Annotated in this window: 21 protein-coding genes; 15 read left to right on the forward strand and 6 right to left on the reverse strand. The window is 44.5% G+C overall.

What is annotated here, in order from left to right:
• Nucleotides 1-23: 23 nt before the first annotated feature.
• From mscL to QFZ51_RS05345, 10 genes are all read left to right on the forward strand, one after another.
• Nucleotides 24-452 carry a large conductance mechanosensitive channel protein MscL gene (gene mscL / locus QFZ51_RS05300; protein WP_429043895.1) on the forward strand — a complete coding sequence of 143 codons (429 nt, stop codon included), beginning with the start codon at nt 24-26 and terminating at the stop codon, nt 450-452.
• Nucleotides 453-538: 86 nt separating this feature from the next.
• On the forward strand, nt 539-1483 hold the full coding sequence (locus QFZ51_RS05305) for a DUF3078 domain-containing protein (RefSeq protein ID WP_429043898.1): 945 nt from the start codon (nt 539-541) through the stop codon (nt 1481-1483).
• Between the two features lie 131 nt (nt 1484-1614).
• A complete protein-coding gene (locus tag QFZ51_RS05310; RefSeq protein ID WP_079469813.1) occupies nt 1615-2409 on the forward strand; it encodes a segregation and condensation protein A in 795 nt (264 codons plus the stop codon).
• Complete coding sequence (locus QFZ51_RS05315; protein WP_429043901.1) at nt 2402-3310, forward strand: helix-turn-helix domain-containing protein; 909 nt, start codon at nt 2402-2404, stop codon at nt 3308-3310. Before QFZ51_RS05310 ends, QFZ51_RS05315 begins: the two co-directional genes overlap by 8 nt.
• Before the next feature lie 104 nt (nt 3311-3414).
• Complete coding sequence (locus QFZ51_RS05320) at nt 3415-4287, forward strand: pirin family protein (protein WP_429043903.1); 873 nt, start codon at nt 3415-3417, stop codon at nt 4285-4287.
• Between the two features lie 35 nt (nt 4288-4322).
• Nucleotides 4323-4850, forward strand: coding sequence for a YceI family protein (locus QFZ51_RS05325; protein ID WP_079469810.1), 528 nt, complete (start codon nt 4323-4325; stop codon nt 4848-4850).
• A 229-nt stretch (nt 4851-5079) separates the two neighbouring features.
• Nucleotides 5080-5490, forward strand: coding sequence for an OsmC family protein (locus QFZ51_RS05330; protein WP_079469807.1), 411 nt, complete (start codon nt 5080-5082; stop codon nt 5488-5490).
• A 176-nt stretch (nt 5491-5666) separates the two neighbouring features.
• Entirely contained in the window at nt 5667-6380 is a 714-nt protein-coding gene (locus tag QFZ51_RS05335) for a pirin family protein (protein ID WP_429043906.1), read from the forward strand.
• 119 nt (nt 6381-6499) lie between these two features.
• Nucleotides 6500-7213 carry an HAD-IIB family hydrolase gene (locus QFZ51_RS05340; protein WP_429043907.1) on the forward strand — a complete coding sequence of 238 codons (714 nt, stop codon included), beginning with the start codon at nt 6500-6502 and terminating at the stop codon, nt 7211-7213.
• 147 nt (nt 7214-7360) lie between these two features.
• The gene (locus QFZ51_RS05345; RefSeq protein WP_429043908.1) at nt 7361-7738 is read left to right on the forward strand and encodes a hypothetical protein; all 378 of its coding nucleotides are present in this window, start codon (nt 7361-7363) and stop codon (nt 7736-7738) included.
• On the opposite strand, the gene QFZ51_RS05350 is transcribed toward QFZ51_RS05345, so the two are convergent.
• The 3 genes from QFZ51_RS05350 to dxs form a co-directional block, all read right to left on the reverse strand.
• Nucleotides 7739-8905: a PAS domain-containing protein gene (locus QFZ51_RS05350; protein WP_429043911.1), complete on the reverse strand. Its 1167-nt coding sequence runs from the start codon at nt 8903-8905 to the stop codon at nt 7739-7741.
• 80 nt (nt 8906-8985) lie between these two features.
• The gene (locus QFZ51_RS05355) at nt 8986-10032 is read right to left on the reverse strand and encodes a 2Fe-2S iron-sulfur cluster-binding protein (protein WP_429043914.1); all 1047 of its coding nucleotides are present in this window, start codon (nt 10030-10032) and stop codon (nt 8986-8988) included.
• An 82-nt stretch (nt 10033-10114) separates the two neighbouring features.
• Nucleotides 10115-12040: a 1-deoxy-D-xylulose-5-phosphate synthase gene (gene dxs / locus QFZ51_RS05360; protein ID WP_429043916.1), complete on the reverse strand. Its 1926-nt coding sequence runs from the start codon at nt 12038-12040 to the stop codon at nt 10115-10117.
• A gap of 222 nt (nt 12041-12262) precedes the next feature.
• Between dxs and QFZ51_RS05365 the strand changes: the two genes are divergently transcribed.
• Both QFZ51_RS05365 and QFZ51_RS05370 read left to right on the forward strand, forming a co-directional pair.
• The gene (locus QFZ51_RS05365; RefSeq protein ID WP_429043918.1) at nt 12263-13291 is read left to right on the forward strand and encodes a sensor histidine kinase; all 1029 of its coding nucleotides are present in this window, start codon (nt 12263-12265) and stop codon (nt 13289-13291) included.
• A gap of 91 nt (nt 13292-13382) precedes the next feature.
• Nucleotides 13383-14111: a LytR/AlgR family response regulator transcription factor gene (locus QFZ51_RS05370; protein WP_079469799.1), complete on the forward strand. Its 729-nt coding sequence runs from the start codon at nt 13383-13385 to the stop codon at nt 14109-14111.
• A 79-nt stretch (nt 14112-14190) separates the two neighbouring features.
• Here QFZ51_RS05370 and QFZ51_RS05375 read toward each other — a convergent pair whose 3' ends face one another.
• Complete coding sequence (locus QFZ51_RS05375; RefSeq protein ID WP_079469798.1) at nt 14191-14946, reverse strand: geranylgeranylglyceryl/heptaprenylglyceryl phosphate synthase; 756 nt, start codon at nt 14944-14946, stop codon at nt 14191-14193.
• A gap of 326 nt (nt 14947-15272) precedes the next feature.
• Between QFZ51_RS05375 and QFZ51_RS05380 the strand changes: the two genes are divergently transcribed.
• The 3 genes from QFZ51_RS05380 (at nt 15273) to QFZ51_RS05390 (ending at nt 20129) form a co-directional block, all read left to right on the forward strand.
• Complete coding sequence (locus QFZ51_RS05380) at nt 15273-18569, forward strand: vitamin B12-dependent ribonucleotide reductase (RefSeq protein WP_429043920.1); 3297 nt, start codon at nt 15273-15275, stop codon at nt 18567-18569.
• A gap of 550 nt (nt 18570-19119) precedes the next feature.
• Entirely contained in the window at nt 19120-19620 is a 501-nt protein-coding gene (locus QFZ51_RS05385) for a hypothetical protein (RefSeq protein WP_370911238.1), read from the forward strand.
• A gap of 20 nt (nt 19621-19640) precedes the next feature.
• Nucleotides 19641-20129: a YcxB family protein gene (locus QFZ51_RS05390; RefSeq protein ID WP_370911237.1), complete on the forward strand. Its 489-nt coding sequence runs from the start codon at nt 19641-19643 to the stop codon at nt 20127-20129.
• Between the two features lie 11 nt (nt 20130-20140).
• Here the strand turns inward: QFZ51_RS05390 and QFZ51_RS05395 are convergent, their stop codons facing one another.
• Both QFZ51_RS05395 and QFZ51_RS05400 read right to left on the reverse strand, forming a co-directional pair.
• Nucleotides 20141-20857 carry a DUF2490 domain-containing protein gene (locus tag QFZ51_RS05395; RefSeq protein ID WP_429043923.1) on the reverse strand — a complete coding sequence of 239 codons (717 nt, stop codon included), beginning with the start codon at nt 20855-20857 and terminating at the stop codon, nt 20141-20143.
• Nucleotides 20858-20967: 110 nt separating this feature from the next.
• A complete protein-coding gene (locus QFZ51_RS05400; RefSeq protein ID WP_370911235.1) occupies nt 20968-22458 on the reverse strand; it encodes a SusD/RagB family nutrient-binding outer membrane lipoprotein in 1491 nt (496 codons plus the stop codon).
• Between the last annotated feature and the right edge of the window lie 11 nt (nt 22459-22469).

Below are 22469 nucleotides of genomic sequence, written 5' to 3' on the forward strand. Positions count from 1 at the left end.
TTAACCAATAAAAACCTTGCATTATGTCGTTCATCAAAGAGTTTAAGGAGTTTGCCATGAAAGGCAATGTAATGGATCTTGCAGTGGGTGTGATTATAGGTGGTGCGTTTGGAAAGATTGTTACATCCCTGGTAGATAATATCCTGATGCCTATCATCGGATTATTTACCCGGGGAAAGAATTTTAACGACGTCTTTTATGTATTGGACACAAGTAAGGGAGACGTGGCCACACTGGCTGATGCGAAAGCTAAAGGCATAGCGGTATTTGCTTACGGCGCTTTTATACAAAGTGTGATTGATTTCCTGATTATCGCCTTCTGTATTTTCCTGCTGGTGAAATTTATGAATAAGCTTTCCAAGAAAAAAGAAGAAGCCCCGGCCCCGGCTGAACTGTCTACCCAGGAAAAACTGCTCATGGAAATCCGTGATGAACTGAAAAAATCCAGATAAAAATTTTTAGAAATACCCTTACCATTCCATTTTTCCTTCGGGAAAAAGTGGGGTGACTTATTACGTACTCATTTAAACACAAATTGATGAAAAAATTTACTTTATCCATTGCCTGCTGTATGCTACTGTTTACGGCGGTACACGCGCAAAATGACTGGATGAAGAAGTCGAGGGAAGAAGCTGCCGGTAAGATCAAAAAAGACCCTAATGACACCATTCCCAAATTGTGGAGAAAGGGGATGAACATTAATGTAAATATCAACCAGGGATCCTTGAGTAACTGGGCTGCGGGCGGTGATAATTTTGCTTTCTCTATCGGGTCCAATCTTTTTGGCTGGGCGTTTTATAAGAAAGGAAAACATTCCTGGGACAACATAGCCGACCTGGCTTATGGCTATATTAATACCACCAGTTTGGGAGGACGGAAAAATGACGACCGCATTGACCTTACTTCTAAATATGGCTATGAGATTGGCAAAAACTGGTATTTAAGCGGTTTGGTGAATTTACGTACCCAGTTCACCAATGGTTATTTGTATCCTTCGGATACTACGCCGCAGTTGTCCTCAAAATTCTTCTCTCCTGCTTACGTGCTGGTGTCGCCGGGTTTTGATTATAAACCGGATAATTCATTTTCTTTATTCCTGTCGCCAATTACTTCCCGTTTTGTGTTTGTAATGGATGACGTACTCTCTAAACAGGGCGCTTACGGAGTGGATACAGGGTCGCATTTTAAATATGAAATAGGCGCTTACCTCTCTGCCAACTATATAAAGACCTTTGCAAAAAACATGACTTATAAAGGCCGGCTGGATTTATTTTCCGATTACAGGCACAACCCGGGGAACATAGACGTGTTTTTTACCAACGCATTGGAACTGAAGGTAAACAAGTGGATTTCTGCCCTGCTGACCGTAGATATGATATATGATGATGATGTAAAAGTGTTTGAGAATAAAGAAACCGGTGTGATGGGTCCCCGGCTACAGATAAAACAGGTGATCGGGATTGGCTTTGCTGCCAAGTTCTGATTCGCCGGAATTTTGTTATTTTTGATATCGCACAGCGGCATGGAGACAGGAAGCCGGTTATCTAACCGGGCATTTAATGACTCCGGGCAATTGTGCGATATCTTTTTATAAAAAATCTTTAAAAGCATTACGTGAGCGAACAAGCACCTGTCTATAAGATCAAATTACCGCAATTTGAAGGTCCTTTCGACCTGCTGCTGTTCTTCATTGAACGTGATGAGCTGGATATCTACAATATCCCTATCAATACCCTCACGCAGGATTTCCTGGACTATATTCATCATATTGAAACGTTGAATATAGAGCTGGCCAGTGAATTTATTCTCTTTGTGTCTACCCTGATGCGAATCAAAGCAAAGATGCTGTTGCCGCGCAAGGAACTGGATGAGCAGGGAAATGAAATTGATCCGCGGATGGAGCTGATAGACAAAATCCTGGAATATAAGCGTTACAAGCTGGCGGCCGCGGAACTGGCAGAAATGGAAGCAGACCGTATGCTGTCTGTAAAACGTGGAAATATTGCAAAGGAACTGGCCGAAATCGGGGAAGTGACCAGTGAAGGTACTGAAGTGCAAACCCTCACCCTCTTCAAGCTGACAAAAACCTTTGAGAAGGTGATTCAGCGCATGAAAGAACGCGATAACAAGCCCCAGCACGTGGTATACAAGTACGACTATACAATGGAGGGCTCCAGGATGTATATGGAAGAGCTGGCACGGGCGGAGCGTACTTTATCTTTTGAAAAAATATTCGATCACTGTAAAGACCGTGTGCATGCCATTTTCCTGTTCCTCAGTATGCTGGAACTGGTGCAAATGAAGCATATGGGGATTATGGTGGGCGAAGGCAGGAATAACTTTATTATTGAATACATTGATCCTTCCGAAAGGGAGGAAGAAACAGCAGGAACCTTAATAGATGGCTGAGAAACGTGAAAATATCGGGATTGTTTCCTTACCGGAGTACTCACATGTAGATCCGGGATTTGTGGTGTCTGGTCTTTGTGAATTAGGTAACTCTTTTTTTGATCAGATCGGCGTACCTCACCGGCACGACTTCTACACCATTTACTGGATTAAGAAAGGTAAACTGCTGCATACCATTGATGCGGTGACGCATGAGGTAAAAAAGAACACGCTTTTTTTTGTGGCTCCCGGCCAGGTGCATAACCTGCAGGCAACCGATAAAATAGACGGATACATGATCGCCTTCCGCGATGCTTTCATGTGTTTAAAGGATCAGACGCAGGTATCCGGCATCAATTCAGGGTTGTTTTTCAATAACCAGTTCAGCAGCGTAATTCATATTGATGATGAACAGGAGAAAGATATTGACGCCATTGTTCGCCTGATGATGAAGGAGTTAACCCTGCGTGAACCTGAATATGAAATGGCCCTGCACGGACTGCTGCGTTATTTCCTGGTATTGGCTTCCCGCATAAAGGGAGAAAATGTAGCCATTACCCCTGAACAGCATGCAGCGCATAATAGTTCCATCTTCCTGAAATTCAAAAACCTGATAGAGGAAAAATACCACGAATTAAAAACCGTATCTGATTACGCAGGCCTTTTACATATCAAACCCGTGCTGCTGAATGAAATCAGCAAGCAATTATCCGGTATTACCGCCGGAGAACATATCCGCAACCGGGTGATCCTGGAAGCGCAGCGGTATTTGTACAATACAGACCTTACCGCCAAAGAGATAGCCTATAAGCTGGGTTTTGATGATCCGCACTACTTCAGCCGCTTTTTTAAGAAGTATACCAACCAGAGTCCTTCTGAATTTAAAGAGGCATCCCGCACATCTGTAGGCCCTTCCGTCTGAATTTTCCGGAATTTTCAAAAAAAGTCCATCACTAGGAGTGTTTTATCCATTCTTAACCGATGTTGTAACATGTACTTTTGTGTTGTCTTAAGGAGGCAAATAATATGAAAACACAAAAACATGTAAGCCAGATCGTAATTGCAGCCGCACCACACATGGTAGGCGATGGATTCAGGGTGCAGAGCACCTTACCGGGCGGAACCCGTTCTGAAGGTAACAGGATCAGTCCTTTTATCATGATGGATTATGCAGCTCCCAATTACATCCCACCGAGTGTAAGACCCAAAGGTGTTGGCGAACATCCGCACAAAGGCTTTGAAACCGTTACCATCGTATACCAGGGCGAACTGGAACACCGTGATTCTACCGGTAGTCGTGGTTTGTTGTTTCCCGGTGATGTGCAGTGGATGACAGCTGCCGGCGGCATCTTACATGAAGAAAAATACAGTGAAGCATTCAGTAAACAAGGCGGGAAGGTGGAGTTTGCCCAGTTATGGGTAAATCTTCCTAAAGCATTTAAAAATAATCCTCCCTCCTATCAGAACCTTACCAAAGCAGAAATTCCTGTGGTAAAGGTAAGTGCAGAAGGATATGTGAGAGTGATTGCAGGTGAGTATGATGGTGTGAAAGGCGCTGCCAGTACTTTTTCCCCGGTGAATGTTTATGATATTCATCTTAAAAAAGATGATAAAATCACTTTAAGCATACCGGAAAATTTTAACACGGCAGCCGTCGTATTCCAGGGAGAAGCTGATGTGAATGGCCAGTCACTCAAAGGAGTGGAAACCGCTCTCTTTGAAAAAGAGGGTACCGAAGTAATCATCACCGCGCTGAAAGACACTGCTATGGTGGTGCTGAGCGGCGAACCGATTGATGAACCCATTTTTGCTTACGGTCCGTTTGTGATGAATACCGAAGATGAAATCAGAACGGCGATAGATGATTTTAACGCCGGTAAAATGGGAGTCTTAAACTAATTAAACATTTAATAATACTAAAAAAACAAAGCTATATGACAACCTGGAAAATTGATCCGTCACACAGTGATGTACAATTTAAAATCAAGCACCTGATGATTACGACCGTAACCGGTCAGTTTGCCAAATTTGATGGTACCATGCAAACTGTTGATAATGATTTCAGCACTGCCAATATCACATTTGAAGCAGACATCAACAGTATTTCCACACAGAATGCGCAGCGTGATGCCCACCTGCAGGCAGGAGATTTCTTTGAAGCAGAAAAGTATCCAAAGCTCACATTCGTGTCTAAAGAAGTAAAGAAAATAGATGCAGATACATTTAAACTGGTAGGTGATTTAACCATCCGGGATAATACCCGCCCCGTAGAGCTGAATGTTGAGTTTGGCGGCGAAGTAGTGGATCCGTATGGTCAAACTAAAGCAGGATTTGAACTGAGCGGTAAAATTAACCGTAAAGATTTTGGTCTTACTTTCCACGCTACTACTGAAACCGGCGGATTATTGCTGAGTGATGAAGTAAAGCTGTTGGCCAGTGTACAAATGGTAAAGCAACAATAATATGGCACTTGCCTGTTGCAGGTCAGGATCTGTAACAGGCTATTGCGGCGTTAATAGCAATAATATAGGAATCAATTGACAGGAACCATGTATAGCCGCGCAGGAAACTGTGCGGCTTTTTTTATGTGCTTTTACGTTTCAGGAAGCTCCGGCGTTTTTTATTGCCGATTAATTTGTAATTTGGGCCTCCGCACTGATTTTTCTAACTGGAAAAAATAAAAAATTAAACATGAAAAGATTTGCATCTGCCAATTGGCAAGGTACCGGTAAAGAAGGTAAAGGCACTTTAACTTCCCAGTCAACTGTATTAAACAAGACCCAGTACTCTTTCAGCAGCCGTTTTGAAGATGGTATTGGTACTAACCCTGAAGAACTGATTGCAGCAGCCCACGCCGGTTGTTTTACCATGAAGCTGAGCTTTGTGATCACTGGCGCAGGTTTTACTCCCGGTAACATTGATACCAAATGCACTATTACTTTAGATAACGGTGCTATTACTACCAGCCACCTGGAAGTAACTGCCAGCGTAGAGGGCCTGGACGCTGCCAAATTCGCTGAATTTGTAGCGGATGCTGAGGCTAACTGCCCGGTAAGCAAGGTGCTGAATGCTACCATTACTACAGATGCGAAACTGGTGTAAATAGCTACCAGGCATCGTTACAGCTTTTACGGATTTTTCATATGCATGCCGTTTTTTAAACGGCTACTGTATAGAAAGATCCGTATTTTTTTGTCCACTTTTTTCAACATATGATCCATTCTTCCCCCCTTCGTTTATAGCGATATTTGTAGTGTTAAAACAAAGGAGATTTAGTTATGAAGAAAGTTATTCATCGCGCAGATACCAGGGGATACGCCAATCATGGTTGGCTGAAAAGTCATCATACTTTCAGCTTTGCTAACTACTACGATCCCAACAGGATCCACTTTGGCGCACTGCGTGTGTTAAATGATGATGCCGTAAAAGGCGGAATGGGTTTTGGCGCCCACCCGCATGATAATATGGAGATTGTATCTATTGTGTTGGATGGTGAACTGGCCCATAGTGATAACACGGGTAATAAAGAAGTGATCCGTAAAAATGATGTACAGATTATGAGTGCCGGAACAGGTGTGGTGCACTCTGAATTTAATGCATCTAAAACGGAAGAAGTGAGTTTCCTGCAGATCTGGGTAATTCCAAAAGAAAGGAACGTAACGCCCCGTTACGACCAGCAAACATTTGATCCTGCCGCGCGTGAAAACGCTTTACAGGTGGTGATTTCACCGGATAAAGAAGCCAATGGCCTGTGGTTAAACCAGGATGCCTGGTTTACGCTGGGTAAATATGAAGCGGGCAAAACACTGGACATTACCGCTAAGGCCACCAACATGGGAACCTACCTGTTTTTGCTTAGTGGTGAATTGAATATAGATGGAGAAACATTAACAACACGTGATGCGATCGGGTTATCTGAATATAACAAAGTAAGTATTGAGGTAATCAAACCGGCAGAGTTTTTGCTGATAGATGTACCAATGCTGAACTAATCACATCGTTATATACTAACCCATTATATCTAAAAGAAGATCAGTCGTTACGGCTGGTCTTTTTTTTATATTTTTATCGGCATCCGTATTCATTGAAATCATTAAAGCAACCAGGACACATGTTATTAGCTACAGATCTGGACGGTACATTTTTAGGAGGTACAACGGCAGATAAGGAACAACTATATAGTTTATTGCAGCAGCAGAAAGATATACAGCTGGTGTTTGTAACCGGGCGGGGCATACGCAGTGTATTATCGTTACTGGAAAATAATAATTTACCGTGGCCCGAATATATTATTTGCGACGTAGGGGCCACTGTTACCCATTTGCCTACGCTAACGGCGGTAGAGCCGGTGCAGTCGCACATTGCCGCCAAATGGCCCGGTGATCATGTGAGGGAAACATTGAAAACAGTGAAGGGATTACTGCACCAGGAGGCACATCAGCAATACCGGTGTTCTTACTATTACGATGATAGTACAGATATTGAAGGCGCCCGTGAAATTGCGGCGTCGCTGCAATGTGACCTGATTTTATCTGCCGGAAAATACCTCGACATATTACCTTCCGGTGTGAACAAAGGCTTTACCTTGAAACAGCTGTTGCAGGTGCTGGCATTGCCGCATCAGAATGTGCTGGTAGCCGGGGACTCTATGAATGATTATTCCATGTATGAAACCGGATTTAAAGGTGTGGTAGTAGGTGATTCGGAGCCCGAATTAATAGCGCGCACTGCAGGAATGACGCACGTATTGCAGGCAGAGCGGCCGGGCGCCGGCGGCATCCTGGAGGCGATGGCTTTTTTCCCCGAGTTTGGCATTTATCTGTAAAAAGAAGTGCAAAAGTGAGGGGTTGAATAGAAAAAGATTGTACCTTGGAAGAGGTCTTTTCTGGTAAATTAATATGGATATTGACAACAGCGTTTGGTATGATGAATAGTTTTTTAATCATCATTTAAATTGATAAATCAATACACCATGGAAATCACAACTCCCACTGAAGAACTGCACCAGCAGTTGAATTCCTGGAAAGAAGAAGTAAACGAAGTAAGAGCTGAAGTGAAAATGATGCGGGAGCGGTTGGAACAGATCGCCCTCAGCAAAGCCTCCAGGGATGTAATGACACAGGTTGAACATTTTGAAAACCGTTTACTGCGCCAGCGCGAAGTAGCTGATGAAATGCATCATGACATCAAGCAATGCGCTAAAAGAGTGGCCAACACGCCGGTAACCGTGGTGCATGACGACCGTCCTATTGATGACTTTCAAACCATACAGCACCGTATGGAGATTTTCCGGAAATTATATTTATCGTTAAAGGAAGACTTCAACCAGTTTATACCTTGTGAGGTATAGCTATTGGAGGGCTTTTACTTTATGCTCAATTTTATGAATGATTTCATCCAGCTGAAGGGTGGATTCATGCAGCCATTCCATGAGCTGGGTGTTGAGATGCAGGTCCTGATTGCTTTTATCAAATAAGCCGGCAATGCTGAGTATAGATACTACCGGCCTGCGTATTTCGTGAGAATTGATCCAGGCAATTTCCCTGAGTGTTTCATTTTGTTCTTCCAGTTGCCTGGCTTGTTTTACGAGCTTGTCGATATCCTGTATCATGCCTATCATGCGATGGGGGATATTGTTTTCGTACATGATGAATGCACGGTCCACCACATATTTATGGCTACCATCTGCGCATTTAAAGCGGTATTCTTCCGACCAGTAATTCAGGTGTGCCCGTTTGCAGGCATCAAGTGAAGTAACGATCCTGGCGTGATCTGCCGGGTGAATATTATTCTGCCACCATTGCACCAGGTCGGTTTCATCATGGTTGTTATAGAGGAAAAGATTATGCAGGCCGTGGTTCCAGGTAACAACGTTTGTCAGAAGGTTTTTGTCGTATACCGCGTCGTTGGTTGCCTGTGCAAGTAATTCATAGCGGATACCCAGTTCACGCGCTTCTCTGGTGGCCTTTACCTGTGCATCCATATCCCTGGCCATGATGAAGCGGGCATTTTTACCAAAATATACTGCAGGAAGCGAGTATATCTCCACAAAAAAATTGGTGCCATCTTTTTTGCGGTGTTTCCAGATGCCCCTGTATTCATCTCCATTACACCGCTCCGCGGCATTTTCTACCAACAGTGGTATATCTTCTTCATTCCGTATATCCAATAACGTTAGATCCAGAAATTCTTTTCTGCTATAACCATATTTTTCTACCGCGGCATTGTTAACAGACAAAAAGCGCATCGTGGCTTTTTCGTAGATCCACATGGGGATGGGATATTCATTAAAGAGATGTTCGAACTGAAGGGGACGTTTGTCTGATAAGAATGTGGCGACGATCAGCAGGACACATACACTGCAAAGCGTTAGTATGCTGAGTGACAATAATAATGAAGAATACTGGAAACCGTTTTTAAACAGGAGGTAGCTGTTAATAATGATAACAACAATCAGAAGCGATAAGCAAGTAAGCTTTATTGGGATTGGGGTATTCCGCATCACCTGATTTTCCACATAATTTAGCTAAAATTTTAGCAATCCAAAAAATAATATCAGATCGTTATGATTGATAATATTTTTTACATTATATGATTTTATAATTCTAGTATTATTTCATTACTTGCCGGATATCCGACGCAGGTAAGTATAAGCCCTTCGGCCAGTTCTTTATCCGTTAGTACTTCGTTTACCGGCATCCATACTTTGCCGCTCACACACTGCGCTGTGCAGGAACCGCATACACCGCCCTTGCAACTATAAGGTAGTAATACTTCATTGGCGAGGGCGTAGCTAAGGATGGTTTGATTCGCGGGAACAGCGAGCTTGTACTCTGCATTGCGATAGCGGATGATTACCTGTTTCGGATCGTGATCCTGCGGTAACGGTGTTTTGGCAATCCGTGCATCTGTATTCACTACAAAGTTTTCCTTATGGAGTTGTGATTCCCGGAAGCCCATAAAGGTGAGCGTAAGCAGGATGGTGCGCATATAATCGGGAGGACCGCAGAGAAAGAACTGTGCATGCTCCCGGTGATAACGGATATGCGTGGTTACCAGTTGCTCCAGTAAAATATTGTTGAGCCTTCTGTAGATATGATGACTATCCGGATCATTGCTGAAAAGCCAGATACATTCCAGTTGTTGCGGGTAACGTTTTTGCCACGCCAGCAACGCTTCATAGAAGATGGTTGTTTCGGGCGCAGCGTTGCTGTAAATCAGTTTAACATGCGCGTGCGGCTCCGTTGTTAATATATGTTTCAGCAGCGAGAATACGGGTGTTATACCGCTTCCTGCGGCCAGCAGGAAAATGTCTCTTTCTGCAGTATCTGACTTTTCGTAAGTGAAGCGGCCGGAGGGCTCCAGTGCAGTAACGATATCATTTACTTTCCAGGTATGGATAAGATGGCGGGATATCTCGCCGTTTTCTTTTTCGCGGATCGTTACCGACAGAAAGGGATCTACACCTGGTGTGGAGCTAAAAGAATAAGAGCGCCTGTATTCTTTGTTGTTGAGCGTAATGAGAAAGGTGAGGAATTGTCCAGCCAGATATTCCAGTGGCTCCGGCGATGTGTTTTCCAGCTTATAAGTATAAGTACCGGGTGTTTCGCGTATGATCTCCGTTATCCTGAGCTGAAAGTACATGGTATAAAAAAGTTTAGCTACCTGAATATTCAATTCCTGTGGAAATTAAATATTCAGGTAGCTAAATAACTAAATTCTTTTATTAAATAGTGACGGTAATTTTTTCTTTCAACATATCCCTGGTAGTGCGTGCAATGCCGGCGGCATCATAACCACATTCGCGGTATAATTCGTCCGGCTTGCCATGTTCCACAATTCTATCGGGTATGCCCAACCTTTTAACGGTTGCTTTATAGTTGTTGTTAGCCATGAATTCGATGACTGCGCTACCGAAGCCACCTACAATGGTACCATCTTCTACGGTAATTATTTTGTCGAACGACTGGAAGATATCGTGCAGCATTGCTTCATCCAGTGGTTTTACAAAACGCATATCGTAGTGAGCGGGTTGCAGGCCATCTCCAATCAGTTCTTTACATGCTTCAGCCACGAAGTTACCGGTGTGTCCGAGGGAGAGGATCGCGATATCTTTTCCGTCGCGGATCTTCCGGCCGGTACCTGCTTTAATGGCTTTAAACGGCGTACGCCACTCCGGCATTACGCCTTGTCCACGTGGATAGCGGATTACATAAGGCATATCATTTTCCGGCAGTTGTGCGCTGTACATCAGGTTGCGCATTTCTTCCTCATTCATAGGTGCGCTGATGATCACATTGGGGATACTGCGCATGTAAGCAATATCGTAGGCGCCATGATGGGTAGGTCCGTCTTCTCCTACGAGTCCTGCCCTGTCGAGGCAGAATATCACCGGCAGTTTCTGGATGGCTACGTCATGTACAGCCTGATCGAAGGCACGTTGGAAGAAAGAGGAGTAGATGTTACAGAAAACGCGCATGCCCTGCGTTGCCATGCCGGCAGAGAGGGTAACGGCGTGTTGTTCGCAGATGCCCACGTCGAAGGCTCTTTGCGGCATTTTCTCCATCATAAATTTGAGGGAAGAGCCGGAAGGCATCGCTGGGGTGATACCGATAATTTTATCGTTTTGTTCTGCGAGTTCAATGATGGTATGGCCAAAAACGTCCTGGTATTTAGGAGGTTGCGGGCTGGTGACCGGTTTTTTGAATATTTCGCCGGTAATTTTATCGAAGAGGCCTGGTGCGTGCCAGGTGGTTTGGTCCTTTTCTGCGAGTGCATAGCCTTTACCTTTGGTGGTAACAATGTGCAGCAATTTCGGACCGGGAATATCTTTCAGGTCCTGCAGGGTATCGGCCAGTTTGGTGATGTTGTGTCCATCAATGGGACCAAAATAGCGCATCTTCAGTGCTTCGAAGAGGTTGCTGGATTTTGACACTACACCTTTTAGGCTGGCTTCCAGTTTGGAGGCCATGTCGCGGGTAAATTTCTTTCCTACCGGTAATTTGCCCAGCAGGTTCCACACATCATCCCTTACCTTGTTATAGGTGGGGGAAGTGGTGATATCTGTGAGATATTCTTTCAGCGCGCCCACATTAGGATCTATGGACATGCAGTTATCGTTCAGTATAATGAGCACGTTGGCGTTTGCCACACCGGCGTGGTTGAGGGCTTCGAAAGCCATACCTGCTGTCATGGCGCCATCGCCGATTACTGCAATATGCTGGCGGTCGAATTCGCCTTTGTAGTGGGAAGCCATTGCCATGCCTAACGCGGCAGAGATGGAAGTGGATGAATGTCCTACGCCGAAAGTGTCGTAACGGCTTTCATCTCTTTTAGGAAATCCGCTGAGTCCTTTATATTTCCTGTTGGTAGGAAATGTTTCCCGGCGACCGGTGAGAATTTTATGGCCATAGGCCTGATGGCCCACGTCCCATACCAGTTGATCGTAGGGGGTATTAAAAACGTAATGCAAAGCGACTGTTAGCTCCACAACACCGAGACTGGCCGCGAAGTGGCCACCATGCACACTTACCACGTCAATAATGTATTGACGCAGCTCCTCACATACCTGGTGAAGCTGTTCTTTATTCAGCTTTCGCAAATCAGCGGGATATTCTATCTGGCTCAACAGTTGACCTGCCTTTATATTCATAATTGGGCTCAGGGTTTATATGAAGTAACAAAAATACATAAAAATATGTGGTAAATAGTGTAAGGATGACAGGAAAATAGGACAGTTCTGTGATATTTCACCATTCAGATACAGCCATCTGCCATTTACCTTTTTTGATTCACCATTTATAACATTTAGGTTTCTGCTGGGGGCGCTGTAGGGTATTTTTGGAATATAGGTGAAGTTTACTAATTTGATTGAATGTTTAAACAAATAAACAAATATTGGTGGTGCCAGATATTGGGGTGGTCGGCATATTTTCTGATCAATGTTTTCTTCGCCTTTTCTGTTTACAGGAAAACGTCTCCGGACGCGGCTTATTATCTGAATCTGGTAATTTTTGTGTTATTCGGTTTTATAGCCACTCATTTTTTCCGCAACCTGATCCATCGGTTTGCCTGGGTGAATTATAATTTTGAGAACCAGATTCTGCTGTTTATCGGGTTAATGACGGGGTCGGGGCTGGTGTCGTATATTGGATATTACTTTTTTGGAATATACCTGTTACACTTATCGGATACGCCCATCCAGGTGGGGATTGTAGGATCTTTCCTGATCACTACCATCTGGTGGTTTCTATATTTCATATGGCATTACATTGAAAGGAACCGGCGGTCGCAGGTGGATCAGTTAAAGCTGGAGACTACTGTGAAGGAGCTGGAGTTGAAAACGATTAAAGCGCAGCTGAATCCACACTTTATTTTTAATGCGCTGAACAGTATCCGGGCGCTGGTAGATGAAAACCCACAGCGGGCAAGAACTGCCATCACAGAGCTTTCCAATATCCTGCGGAGCTCTATGCAAACGGAGAAGGCGGAAACGGTGAGTCTGGAAAACGAATTGAATATAGTAAAGGATTACCTTGCATTGGAACATATCCGGTTTGAGGAGCGTTTGAGTGTTAAGTATGAGATTGACCCGGATACGCTGGAGTTACAGGTACCACCGATGATGTTGCAAACGTTGGTGGAAAATGCCATTAAGCATGGGATTTCCCGGATAATCCGGGGAGGCTCGGTTTATATTCATTCTTCCCTGAAGGGTATGCAGCATGTAATTACCATTGAAAATACCGGTCAGATTATAGAAAACAATATGAACGGGCATGGCTTTGGATTACAGAGCACCCGGCAGCGGTTGAGCCTTTTGTTTGGCAGCAGGGCTTCTTTTGAAATCAGGAATAAAGATGAGCAAACGGTGGAAGCTACTGTAGTGATGCCATTGCTCTAAATCACTTGTTATAAACTGCTGTAGCCGGATTAACTGGTTATAGCTATTATTTTTAAATCAATTAAATCATCAACCAAACTTCATATTGCCAATGAAAAAAGCATTGATAATAGATGATGAACGCCTGGCCAGAAGTGAATTGAAAAAATTACTGGCAGATCACCCGGAAATAGTGGTGGTGGGGGAAGCTGTGAACGCGAAGGATGGTATAGAGAAGATAGAAACGCTTCATCCTGACTTACTGTTCCTGGATATCCAGATGCCTGATAAAACAGGTTTTGATTTGCTGGCAGAGCTGGAGAAAACGCCGCAGGTGATTTTCACTACTGCATATGATGAGTATGCGCTGAAAGCATTTGAGTACAATGCGCTGGACTACCTGTTGAAACCGGTAGAGCCAAAGCGGCTGGCAGATGCGATCCACAAACTGCATCAGCAGGATGAGAAGGACCGTTTGGCGGCATCCGGTGGTATCCGTAATTTATTGTCTGAAAATGACCAGGTTTTTGTGAAAGACGGCGACAGGTGCTGGTTTGTGAAGCTGCAGGAAATCCGGCTTTTTGAAAGTGTGGGTAACTATGCGCGGGTTTATTTTGAAACCAACAAGCCTTTGATCCTCAAATCATTGAATGCACTGGAAGAAAGACTGGACGAGCGTACTTTTTTCCGTGCAAACCGTAAACATATTGTGAATCTGCGGATGATTGAGAAAATTGATACTTACTTTAATGGCGGCCTGTTGTTGGAAATGCGCGGGGGCGAAAAAATTGAAGTAAGCCGCAGGCAGGCAGTGAAGTTTAAGGAGATGATGAGCCTGTAAGTATTTAGCGGTCGGCTAATAAAACGAATGACAGCAGATTTCCTACTGTCATTCGTTTTATATTTTATGCTATATATCTTTATGCTTTTACAGGAACAGAATGCACGGCGTCTGCCAGTTCCTTAATGAGAGAAAGGTCTTTCTCAATGGCGTTGCCTACTACGAGGATATCCGCGCCTGCTTTACAATTCAGGTAAGCTTTTTCTGCATCTCTTATACCTCCTCCTACAATAATAGGAGCCTGTACCTGGCTGGCCACCCTGCTGATCATACTTTCTGTGATAGGTACACGGGCGCCGCTGCCGGCATCCATATAAATCACTTTCATTCCCAGCATTTCCCCTGCTATTGCGGTACACATGGCAATATCTGCCTTGTCTGCCGGGATAGGCATGGTGTTGCTGATATAAGAAACTGTAGTGGGTGCTCCGCCGTCGATTACCATGTAACCGGTGGAAATTACTTCCAGTCCGCTTTTCTTCACAGCAGCGGCAGATACCACATGCTGTCCAATCAGTAATTCAGGGTTTCTGCCGGAAATTACAGACAGATAGAGTAAGGCATCAGCATATTTTGATACCTGGGAAGGGCTTCCGGGAAATAATACAACGGGAATGTTGCAGCTGGCTTTCAGCTGTTGTACGCATTCATCAAGGTGATCAGAGATCACCAGACTACCTCCAAGGAAGATATAATCAACTTTGGCAGCAGTGCATTTATCAGCAATCTCTATGATGCCGGCAGGTGTTACCTTATCCGGGTCAATTAAAACCGCGAATGCCTTTTCCTTTTTAGCCTTTCTTTCGATGAACGAAGTGTATATGTTATTGTACATCAATAGCGCATTGTTCCGGTTGTCGCAAATGTATAATATTTTTATTAATAACACACATTGCTAAATAAATATGCATTCAATTCATTTTCTATTCATGAACTTCATGATACCTAGCGGATTATGTGTAACGCAACTGTAAACGTTTTGTTAATGACAAATTTTAAGCCGGATTTCTTTTTGGCTTATAACAAACGTGTTGGCAAACTGTTTGCGCAATTATCCACAATCTGTGCAAAATAAATGGGCCGCTCCAGGCATTTTAAAATTAATTTTAGAGTACTCCGCTATACTAACTCATTTATATCATCTAAGAAAAATTTACGGGCATGAAAAATCCAGTCAATAGTAAGAATGGGCTTGCGTTTACCCGCCATTTTACCAAAGAAGGTGTGAGTCCATACGACCAGTTTGCCTACGAACTCCGCTCTTCTGTGATCCGGAATCCCGGTGGCGATGTAGTATTTGAAATGAATAACGTGGAAGTACCGGCTGCCTGGTCGCAGATTGCTACCGACATCCTGGCGCAGAAATATTTCCGCAAAGCAGGGGTGCCGCAGGCCGATGGCACTTCAGGGAGGGAAACTTCGGTGAAACAGGTGGTGCATCGTATGGCCAACTGCTGGCGTGCCTGGGGTGAAAGATATGGCTATTTCGCTTCCGCGGAAGATGCCCGGATTTTCTATGAAGAGCTGACCTACAGTATGCTCAACCAGTCGTGTGTGCCTAACTCCCCCCAATGGTTTAATACCGGCTTATTTGAGAGCTATGGTATTAAAGGCAAGCCACAGGGGCATTACTATGTGGAGCAAAATACCGGCAACCTGGAAAAGTCTACTTCTGCTTACGAGCGGCCTCAGCCTCATGCCTGTTTTATTTTAAGTGTAAACGATGACCTGGTGAATGAGGGTGGAATTATGGATTTATGGATGCGGGAAGCCCGCATCTTCAAATACGGTTCCGGTGTGGGTACTAATTTTTCGCATATCCGGGGAGATGGGGAAAAGCTCAGTGGTGGCGGAACTTCCAGTGGATTAATGAGCTTTCTGAAGATCGGGGACCGGGCAGCGGGAGCAATTAAGTCGGGTGGCACCACCAGGAGGGCCGCAAAAATGGTGTGCCTGGATCTTGATCACCCGGAGATTATGGAATTTGTAAACTGGAAAGTAGAGGAAGAAAAGAAGGTGGCAGCGTTGATTGCAGCTGGCTATTCTTCTGATTATGAAGGAGATGCATATAAAACGGTATCTGGCCAGAACTCCAATAATTCTGTCCGGGTACCGAATTCTTTTTTCCGGGTGTTGGAGGAAGATGGCGAATGGGAACTCAAAGCCAGGAGTACCGGCAAAACCACAAAAACGGTAAAAGCAAAGGATTTATGGGATCAGATTACTTATGCTGCCTGGCGTTGTGCAGATCCGGGTACGCAATATGACACGACTATCAATGAGTGGCATACCTGTCCGCAGGGCGGGCGTATTAACGCCTCTAATCCGTGTTCAGAATATATGTTCCTCGATAATACGGCCTGTAATCTGGCGTCCGTGAACCTCCGGCGTTTTTTCGATGATGAAAGGAACCTGTTTGATGTTCCCGGCTTTGAGTACACCGTGAGGTTATGGACAGTGGTGCTGGAGATTTCTGTGCTGATGGCACAGTTCCCCTCTAAAGAAGTGGCACAGCTTAGTTATGAATACCGCACGCTGGGGCTGGGTTATGCCAACCTGGGTTCTATGCTGATGGTGAGCGGCATTGCCTACGACAGCGAGGAAGCGCGTGGCATATCAGGAGCGATATCCGCTATTATGACGGGGATTGCCTATAAAACTTCTGCGGAGATGGCTGCACATCTGGGCGCCTTTCCCCGGTATAAAGAGAACCGGGAAGATATGTTGCGGGTGATGCGGAATCACCGGGCGGCCGCATACGATGCCTCTGATGCGTATGATGGACTGGAGATAAAGCCCAGGGGCATTGACGCACGGTATTGCGCGGATTATCTGCTGAAATCGGCCACCAAGGCATGGGACGAGGCAGTGAAGCTGGGTGAGCAATATGGTTACCGGAATGCACAGGCGACGGTGATTGCACCTACCGGCACTATTGGCCTGGTGATGGATTGTGACACTACCGGCGTGGAGCCTGATTTTGCATTGGTGAAATTCAAAAAGCTGTCTGGTGGCGGCTATTTTAAGATTATTAACCAGTCTATTCCTACAGCGTTACAAAACCTGGGCTATTCTTCCCATGAAATAAAGGCGATTGTGGATTATGCAAAAGGAACCGGCAATTTTGCGGGGGCGCCTTATATTAATCATCAGTCGCTGAGTGAGAAAGGATTTATGGGGGAAGAGCTGAAAAAGCTGGATACCGCCGTTTCTTCTTCCTTTGATATATCGTTTGTATTTAATGTTTATACATTGGGAGAAGAGTGTTTGCAGCGGTTAGGGTTTAAGGCGGAGGATTATTACAGTCTTGAGTTCAGCCTGTTACATGCTTTGGGATTTACGGATGAGCAGATAGAAGCGGCGAATGATTATGTGTGCGGAACAATGACGGTGGAGGGGGCTCCTTACCTGAAAGATGCTCATTTACCTGTATTTGACTGCGCCAATAAATGTGGAAAGCATGGAGAGCGGTATATACATGCGCATGGTCACATCAGGATGATGGCGGCGGTGCAACCTTTTATTTCCGGGGCTATTTCCAAAACCATTAATCTGCCGAATGAGGCGGCTGTGGAAGAAATTGCGGATGCTTATAAGCTCAGCTGGGAACTTGGGTTGAAAGCCTGTGCTTTGTACCGGGATGGTAGTAAGTTAAGTCAGCCTTTAAGCAATAAGAGTGATAAAAGGAAGAAAGCGGAGCCGGCGAACGAGGTGGCTGCCGGGCAGGACCTGCAGCAGCTGACGATTGATGAGTTGCTGGAGGAAGTGAACAAACGGATGCTGGCCAGCAGGGACACCACCTTAAAGCGCCAGTTGTCGAGGATTGTGGAGCGGCAAAGTTTGCCATCCAAACGGGGTGGGTTTACGCAAAAGGCAAATGTGGGTGGCCAGGTAATTTTTGTGCGTACCGGGGAGTACAACGATGGTACGTTGGGCGAAATATTTATTGATCTGGCGAAAGAGGGCTCTACTTTACGGAGTTTGATGAACTGTTTTGCCATTGCCGTTTCTGTTGGATTGCAATATGGGGTTCCGTTGGAAGAGTTTGTAGATAAGTTTGTCTTCACGCGGTTTGAGCCGGCCGGAATGGTAGATCATCCCAATATTAAATCGGCCACCTCGCTAATCGATTATATTTTCAGGGTGTTAGGATATGAGTACCTGGGCCGTACCGACCTGGTACATGTGCTGGATGCACCTGGTAATACGGGTGAAGGGGATGCGGATGAGGAGGCGCCGGTTCCATTGCCAGGAAAGGTAAACAATAGTGGGCAAGCTGCTCCGCGTATTCCCAGGATGCAGGCGGCTACAGCATTTCAGCAGGAAAGTGGTACGCAGGATTACTTGAAAAGTATGCAAAGTGATGCGCCGGCATGTAATACCTGTGGACATATCACGGTGCGTTCGGGTACTTGCTATAAATGTTTGAATTGCGGTACCAGCATGGGTTGCAGCTGATTGATGTTACAACTTCTTGTTAATGATATGTTATTTAGGCTCTAAAATTTCAAAGAAAAATAACATGCCCTTACCTTTGTATTCAAATAGGGTTTTCATAGGATAGTAACAAATTGAGGGCGCTTTTCTAGGCGCCCTTACTTTTTTCAAAAAACACCCTGTTTTTCTTCTCTTTCTCCAGGCAATATTTAGGTCCTGATTCTTTACAACATATTTTTTTGATTTGATATTTTTCTAAAAAGATCAATCTAATTGCATCTTTTTTAAAAACGTGCAGAAATATTAATATATTTCTAATATTTAATCTTTTCCCTAACTCACGATATAATTTTATTATATTTGTTATTGTATTAATTTTTATTATGGTTACTGTCCTATGAAAAACCAAATATTCCTACACCGCATGATTCATCATGCACTGTAAATGACTCTCGAAAGCAATGGTTCGCCCATTGCTTTTGTTTTTTTTAGGGGTTTTTACGCATATTTTGGAATCTACTAGAAATCTCAAAATATAATTGTATTTTTAAACTCGAAAATTTGACGCCTTATGAAAAAGCTGTTGTTTATGCTGTTGGTAGTTTTGGCCGCAGCCGCATCAGCAAATGCCAGCACTGGTTTCAAAAACGGGGATAATAATGGTGATAAAAACGGAGACAACAACGATAACCGTAATAACGCCAAAAACACGAATAATGCCAAGCCTGTAAGGGTAGAAGAGTTTGTGTTAATGTTTCCGCGGGTAGAGACAACTGAGAAAGTGGATGAAGCAGAGTTGGAGAAAGCTATTGTGGACTTATACAAGTGGTATTTACAAAACGAGACTAAATTAAATACAAACGACTTCCTCAAAGGGAGTGGTAAGGAAATGGCTTTTCCTTTCAAGGTAGATCCAAAAACCTTGCAGCAATATTTTCTGTTCATCAAGAAGAACTTCCCCGGATTCAGCGAGGACGATCTGTCTAATGTAAAACGCAGCCGGAAGAAGGAAGCACCTGTTACTGTGCGTGATGAAATGGATAATCCGATGTCGATTTCAGTTAACAGATAAAATAGTTTTGCCAGGCGATAATGCATTTAGAGTTTAACTACGATAAAGGGGATGTGTTGCATGCATTGCGCTATCATTTTATGCGAAGAGGCGAGATTAAAGTCTTCCGCAATACCCTTATCATCTTATTACTTGCTACTTTAACAGGTTATTTTTTTAGCGTGGTGACCACCGGTGCGCTTACTGGTATTGTTATCATGATACTGGTGCTTGGCTGGGTATTCTGGTACCTGTTACCTGTTTCTATTTACAATAAGGCGGCTACTTTTAAAGACAGTATACATCTCAAGTATTCTGACGAGGGATTATTGATTACCACCCGGGGGAGTGATCATCCGCGTAATATCAGCTGGAGCAATTTTTCCAGGGTAGTGGAAACTGAAAAATTCTTCTTCCTCTATCGTGATAAGAAAACTTTCTTTCTCATTCCCACCAGTGCTTTCCAGACAGAGGAGGCCTACCGCAATTTCGCGGGCATACTCAAATCGAAGTTTAGTAATTACCGGTAAGACTTTCTGCGTTACAGGTTAATATTCTGGAACACGCTGAAATGCAGGATATGGTTCATGGTTTTAGCGCCTGACGTAACCTGGACCAGCTGGTTCATATAGCCTATATCTGCTTTGAGATTAGGATTGAACTGATATCCAAAAGCAACCAGGAAGCGATTCTGATCGAACAGCAGGTTGCTGATATCATTTCCCCAGAGATTTAAAAAGATTTCGTCCTGCAGGGCCACGTAAAACGGGGTGGCTGCTTTTTTATGAAGGATGGGTAGTTGTGTGCGGTTGAAATAGCGGGCGCGGTTACCATATTTCCAATTACCGATAGCATGCGGATCTCCGGGAGCTGACGGTTGGGATACCCAGCGTTGTTCCAGCCGTACCCGGTGGGTCATATCCAGTTTTTTTGCTTTATGGATGTATTGTTCAAAGATGCGTTGTTCAGGCAGCCATGTATTGCTGGTGGCATTGTAAGTGGGTACATATGCATATCCCAGTAAAATATGATCCTGTTTGGTAAGGGAATATTGCAGACCGCCGCGCATGAGCAGCTGACCTTTGTTACTGATACCATCCCTGATACGTAACTGCACATCAAAAGGCACCGCCCATTTACTGTTAATTTTCATGGTGCCGAAATAAGTATACCAATTCTGGTAGGCATGTGTTGTTTCCTGTGCTGATACCAAACGGACAATAGCCAGCAGGGCCATTGTTAGCAGTACTTTCCTCATGATCGTTGAATATAGGTGGGGTTAAAGATAAATAAATCGGTATAAAAAAAGAAAGCGCCTGCAGATGCAGGCGCCGGTAGATTGTTGTTTAGCTATAGTTGATTGTTGTATCAGAATTTGTTATACCACAGTTTGGTGCCTTTTGTGTCGCCACCGATGTCGGAAGCAGCTTTTTCGTAGCTGGCCTTATTCTGTGTTTGCTCGGTCTGCAGGTAAGTTAACCTGTAGGGCACCATTGTAACGCTGGGATCCAGTGAACCGGATACCGGAGCTATGAATAATGGTTGTCCGCCTGGTTTGCTAAAATGAAGCCTGGTTCTTTCAAACCATGCCTGGAAGCCCTGCGGATAAAGCGCGAGCCATTTTTGCGTACCGATCACATTTCTCCAGTCGGCGGCTACGTAAGGTACTTTCGCTATATATGCCTCGATAGCAGCATCCGTGATATCTGTGTTGTTGGTAAGTGTACGCCAGTAGCTGATAGAAGCGGTGATGCCTTTTGCATAGTGCGTAGCCGCATCATCGCCCACATTCATGCCTCTGGCAGCAGCTTCCGCCAGGATAAACTCTACTTCTGCATATCCCATTAGAATGCCTGGCATTGTGGCGCTATATATTTGTGTGCCGGGAAAGGAGTAGTTGTCTATAGGAAGCCTGTCCGGATTTGAAGCGGACGAGCCGTAAGGCATACCTTTGATGGTATCGCTAATGGCTGAAGGCCGGGCGTAAATGCTGAGGCGGGGATCATTTACACTTTTCATATAATCCACCAGGGTGGCGCTTACAGAAAAGTCGATGATATCGCGTTCAGAGTCATTATAAGGGAATTTGTTGGGTGCTGCATTCAGGTATTCGAACTCGGCATTGTCACTGTTATCGCTAAGGGCATCCTGATAGTGCGCTTCAATGATCTGTTTGGCTTTTTGTGGGTTGGCGTCCACCATGCGGATGGCCAATCTGAGCATCAGCGAATTTGCCAGTTTCTTCCATTTTTCTACATCTCCGTTATAAATAATATCCCCGGTTTCAAAGCTAATCTGTGATGTGTCCAGCACATTTATCTGCGCCTGCAGGGTGTCGAGCAGGGAGTTATAAATGGTTTGGGCATCATCGTATTGAGGGGTAATATTACTGCTACCCTGGAAGGTTTTTGTATATGGAATATTTCCGTAGGTATCTGCCAGGATCTGGTAGATCCAGGCGCTTGTGATTTTTGCGATGGCACTCTGGTTAGTCGCGCCGGGCAGCCCCGGGTTAGCCGCGTTTTGTTTAACCAGGTCATCAAGATTATGCAACGAGATACGGTATAATGTATTCCAGAAGGCGGCATTATTACCTTCATCGAGATTGAACTGGCTATCATTTGTCCTGGAGTTTCCAGTCCAGAATTGTGCATAGTTCATGGCGATGAAACCGTTTTGTAATCCGCTGTAAAGCATGTCCATCGTGCTTTTCTGGGCGCCCGTGAGCAGGTTTGCGGGCGAAGCGGTAGTTGGCCTGGTTGGATCAGTGTTCATATCATCCAACTTTTTACAGCTGGTAACTGCCAGTGAAGCCAACAAGAACAGGATGCTGCTATATTTAAAAATCTTTTTAGTCATCTTCACAAAAT

The organism is Chitinophaga sp. W3I9 (assembly GCF_050434025.1).
GTDB lineage: Bacteria > Bacteroidota > Bacteroidia > Chitinophagales > Chitinophagaceae > Chitinophaga.